The following is a 4496-nucleotide window of genomic DNA, read 5'->3' on the forward strand; positions in this document are numbered from 1 at the left end:
GGCTGGCCCCGCCGCCACGAGCCCGGTGGCCGGGAGCCCGACAGCCGTCGGTCCGGGGGCCACGGAGCAGACGGCCACGGAGGCCACCGGTCCAGTGGCTGCCGCCGGGCCGGCGCGGCAACCAGCCGTGATCACAGCAGTTCAGCGGGACGGCTCGTCCGTGGACGAGCAGATCGCGCAGGCGGTGCGCAGCAGCCCGCTGCTGGGCGAGGTCCCGCCGGGAAACGTCGAGGTGACCGACGTCCACGTGTCCACGGTCGACCCGGCCGTCGCGACCGCCCGTGTCATACCGACCGGCGGTGAGACCGACCCCGCCACCGCCCTGCTGCGCCACAGCGCTCCCCCGGGCTCCCGCTGGGCCCTGACCGAACTGGGGACGGCCGGCGTCGGCTGCGACGCCCTGGCCCCAGCGGTACGCGACGACCTCAACCTCCCCTGCGAGACCCTCCCGCCCGGCTGACCGAGCGCCCCCGGAAGCCCCGGATCATGACGACGAGGGAACACGTGGCTGCTGTGACAGCCACGTGTTCCCTCCGTTGCGGTGGCCGGAGCGCCATCAGGATGAGGACGCGCGGCCGCCTCTGGTCAGCGGGCGCGCGCCCGGCCCGTGAGCGGGTGTCCGGTCAGTGGGCGAACGTCCAGGCTGACAGGAAGGCGACGGCGAGGATGATCGCCCCGCGGATCGGGGCCTGCCAGCGCTCGACCGCGGCGCGCCGCTCGCTGACCGACGACAGCGGGCCGGCCAGGGTCACGAGCAGGATCCCGGCCCACGCCAGCGCTTCCACCGGGCGGTCCGCCCGGGTGTCGAACGCGTAGAAGACAACCGAGAACACGAGCACGGCCGCGAGCAGGACCTGCGGCAGCATGAGCAGCGACACCTTCGGCTGGAAAGCCTTCTCGGTCGTACCGGACGAGCGAGGCCGGTATCCGGACGCGACACGCGCGAGCGCGAGCAGGTAGATCGGGGAGTTGAACAGCACGCTCGACACCGTGCGGGGCGCCGCCCGCGTCCCCGCGTACGCGGCGATGAAGAACAGGGTGCTGGCGAAGTAGGGCAGCCCGAACAGCAGATACGCCCGCTGGGAGCCGGTGGAGGCGAGCTGGGAACGGAAGACGATGGACAGCACCGGCCCCAGCGCGAAGACCACCTGAACGGACGCCAGCAGCGGGCTGAGGGTGCTGTGCAGGTAGTGCGCCCGCTGCCAGCGGGTCAGGCCCGGCTTGGCCAGCGGGTTGTCGAACAGCAGCAGCCGGGTGCTGTCCATCGCCCAGCGCAGCCGCTGCTTGGCGTAGACGGCCGCCGTCGCCGGCGCCGTCCCGATCGATATCGGGACGGGATGATAGACGCTGGACCAGCCATGAGCATGCAGTTCGTATGACGTCTGGACATCTTCTACTATATTCCATTCGCTGAATCCGCCGACTGATTCAAGCGCGGACCGTCGGTAGAGCGTCCCGTTCCCGCAGGAGACCGCCGCGTTGTCCCGCTCCTTCGCCGGCTGCAGGGAGCGGTAGAAAATGCTATCGGCGTTGTTCAGGACGTCGAGACGGCCGGTGTCGAAACGCTGGGCGGTGCAGACGAAACCGACGTCTGGATCGCGCAGATAACCGACCACCTGCTCCCCGAGATCCGGGACCACCAGATGGTCCGCGTCGAGGGCGAGAACCGCGTCACCGCGGGTGCGGGCCAGCGCGTGGTTGAGGTTGCCGGCTTTCCCCGGCGTACCGTCGACCCGGGTGAAGCAGGGCACCCCGAGCCGGGACGCGAGCGCGTCGATCTCCCGCCAGTCCTTCCGGCCGGCGATACGGCCGTCGTTGAGGACGTATGTCTGGTGCGGATAGTCGATGGCGAGGGCGAAACGCAGGGTCCGCTCGACCATGGCCGCGGGCTCGCCGCACACCGTCACGAACACGTCCAGAGTGCCCACCGGCGGCGGGGCCTGCCGGGCAGCGCCTGGCCGCAGCCGGCCCATCATCACCGCCGTCCACCCGACGGCCAGGTAGGCGACCAGCTCAGCGGCATAGAACAGGTAGCCGATCGCGCTGGTGCCGCCGAGTGTCGCCGTCCGCCAGGCCAGGTAGATCGCGCCGAGCGCGATGACGAGCAGGCCTGCCACCCGCCCCGTCCGGCCGCTGACCGCCGCTGCCCCAGTCCCGCCCGCCGCGGTGGCCGGGCGTGCGCGCGGGGGTACTTCCGCTGGCTGCCGGGGCCTGGGCACCAGCGGCACGAGATCGCCGTCAACCGGCGCGGCAGCACCGGACGGTGCTGTGTCGCGAGCCATGTCTACCACCTTTCGAAAAAATCAACCTGTTCGGCGACCGTCCACACGAATGCGTCTGGGACGTGTCCGGGAAAGCTTTCAATCAATGCGCTTCTCCCGGCTGGTGACAGCCGACCGACATGAGGGCCTCGCAAGCGTTCGACCTCGATGATTACAGCAGCGCACGTCCACCATGACACAGGGTGAAAATCAGCGCTTCTTTCCTGAACGGCGGCCCCGAGCCGTATCAGGCCCGTCCGTCACCAGCCACCGGTAATGTCACCGGTAATACGATGGTTCGCCCGCCGAAAACAGTGTGAAACGCCCGTTCGGTACGCCGCGCCGGCCGCTTCGGTAGCGTTCCTCCCAGGACACGACGCGCCACTGTCGCCACTCCGGATGAATTCCGGTGGCACACACGGACGCCGGTGGAAGTGTCCACCGCGGTATCAAACCGGGCGCCGCGGGAGCCACGGACGAAAATGTCCAGAAACTGACTGCCGAACCAGCACCCGCGGCGCGACGGGCACCCCCTGGGCCGATTCCGGCGGACGCCACGGCCCATCGGGCAGGCTCTACACCAGCGACAGGTCTGTGACAGGCCTGTCGCTGGCCTGTCACAGACCTCTGTCGACGACACGCTGGAAGGCCCGGCCCACGCCGCCATCGGGCCCGCGTGAGCACAGCAACGATCATGACGTGGTCGGGCCATGCGTGCGGGTGCTCGGCCCACGCCGCCGTCGGGCTGTCGCCGGGGCGCCGGCGATCCGGGCACCGGGCCCACCGAAGCTCTGGGATCGGCATCGCCGCTCCGGTCGGAAACCGGAACCAGAACCGGACGCGAAAACGCGGTCCTCCGACCGCCCACTCACCCGGACAGCCGATAAATGATCATTACGTGATGGCGGTCATACGTCCAGGTTCTGGCAAGGGCGAGCCGTCGACACCATGGGATCATGGCGATGGAGCCGCGGTGGCGCGATCGCCTTTCTCCCGCGCTCGGGGCTGCTCACCGCGGGCCCGAAACCGACCGGAAAGCCGAACTCGGCCTGGCCCGATCAGCGGCCAGGCCACAGGTCAGGCCAGATCAGGCCAGATCAGATCAGGCCAGGTCGGGTCGGGTCGGATCGCGGCAGGCCCCGTCCCCGGACCACCCGGGGGAACGATCATGTAACCCCGCCCGGGGTTACCCGAGAGGAGGACCGATGCCGTCCGTGCTGTGGCTGCACGGAGGGGCGTGCGGCGGGAACACCATGTCCTTCCTGAACGCCGACGAGCCGAACGTCGTCGACCTCGTCACCAGCTTCGGGCTCGAGCTGCTCTGGCATCCTTCCCTCGCCCTGGAGTCGGGAACGGACGCGCGGAAGCTGCTGCGGGCCTGTGCCAGCGGCGAGACGCCGGTGGACGTCCTGGTGTTCGAGGGCTCCGTGATCGAGGGGCCCGAGGGCACCGGCCGCTACGACATGTTCGCCGACCGGCCCATGAAGGACTGGGTGATCGACCTGGCGGGAACGGCCCAGACCGTGGTCGCGGTCGGGGACTGCGCCTGCTGGGGCGGGATCGCGGCGACGGCGCCCAACCCGACATCCTCGACCGGCCTGCAGTTCCACAAGCGCGAGCGCGGCGGCTTCCTCGGCGCGGAGTTCCGCTCGCGCGGCGGGCTGCCGGTAGTCAACATCCCGGGCTGCCCGGCCCATCCAGACTGGATCTCCCAGATCCTCGTCGCGTTGGCGACCGGCCGGGCCGCCGACATCGACCTGGACGAGCTCCAGCGGCCGCGGACGTTCTTCACCAGCTTCACGCACACCGGATGCACCCGTACGGAGTTCTTCGAGTACAAGCAGTCCACCACCACGTTCGGGGAGGGCACCCGCACGGGCTGCCTGTTCTACGAGCTCGGCTGCCGCGGCCCGATGACCCACTCGCCGTGCAACCGCATCCTGTGGAACGGCCAGTCGTCCAAGACCCGCGCGGGCGTGCCGTGCATCGGATGCACCGAGCCGGAGTTCCCGTTCTTCGACCTTGAGCCGGGGACGGTCTTCCAGACCCGCAAGGCCGTCGGCGTCATCCCCCGGGAGATCCCGGAGGGCACCCGTCACCTCACCTACCTGGCCCAGTCCGCGATCGCGAAGATCGCCGCCCCGGACTGGTCGAAGAAGGACACGTTCGTCGTCTGACGACCTGCCCCGCTCCGCCTGCCCCCGTTGCCTGCCCTGGCTCCCCGCCACAGGCGGG

Annotated in this window: 3 protein-coding genes; 2 read left to right on the plus strand and 1 reads right to left on the minus strand. The window is 70.0% G+C overall.

The features are described from left to right. Nucleotides 1–127 precede the first annotated feature (127 nt). Complete coding sequence (locus tag FrCorBMG51_RS19795; protein WP_157180590.1) at nt 128–460, plus strand: hypothetical protein; 333 nt, start codon at nt 128–130, stop codon at nt 458–460. A 163-nt stretch (nt 461–623) separates the two neighbouring features. Here FrCorBMG51_RS19795 and FrCorBMG51_RS19800 read toward each other — a convergent pair whose 3' ends face one another. Beyond that, nucleotides 624–2282, minus strand: a complete 1659-nt coding sequence (locus tag FrCorBMG51_RS19800; RefSeq protein WP_047224544.1) for a glycosyltransferase family 2 protein — start codon at nt 2280–2282, stop codon at nt 624–626. 1184 nt (nt 2283–3466) lie between these two features. Here FrCorBMG51_RS19800 and FrCorBMG51_RS19805 point away from each other — a divergent pair. Continuing rightward, nucleotides 3467–4438, plus strand: coding sequence for an NADH-quinone oxidoreductase subunit B family protein (locus FrCorBMG51_RS19805; protein WP_047224545.1), 972 nt, complete (start codon nt 3467–3469; stop codon nt 4436–4438). Nucleotides 4439–4496: the final 58 nt, after the last annotated feature.

Source organism: Protofrankia coriariae, from assembly GCF_001017755.1.
Lineage (GTDB): Bacteria > Actinomycetota > Actinomycetes > Frankiales > Frankiaceae > Protofrankia > Protofrankia coriariae.

Excerpts from the sequence above, each read along its gene's own strand:
- FrCorBMG51_RS19800 (WP_047224544.1), bottom strand. The coding sequence starts at position 2,282 with ATGGCTCGCGACACAGCACCGTCCGGTGCTGCCGCGCCGGTTGACGGC.
- FrCorBMG51_RS19805 (WP_047224545.1), top strand. The coding sequence starts at position 3,467 with ATGCCGTCCGTGCTGTGGCTGCACGGAGGGGCGTGCGGCGGGAACACC.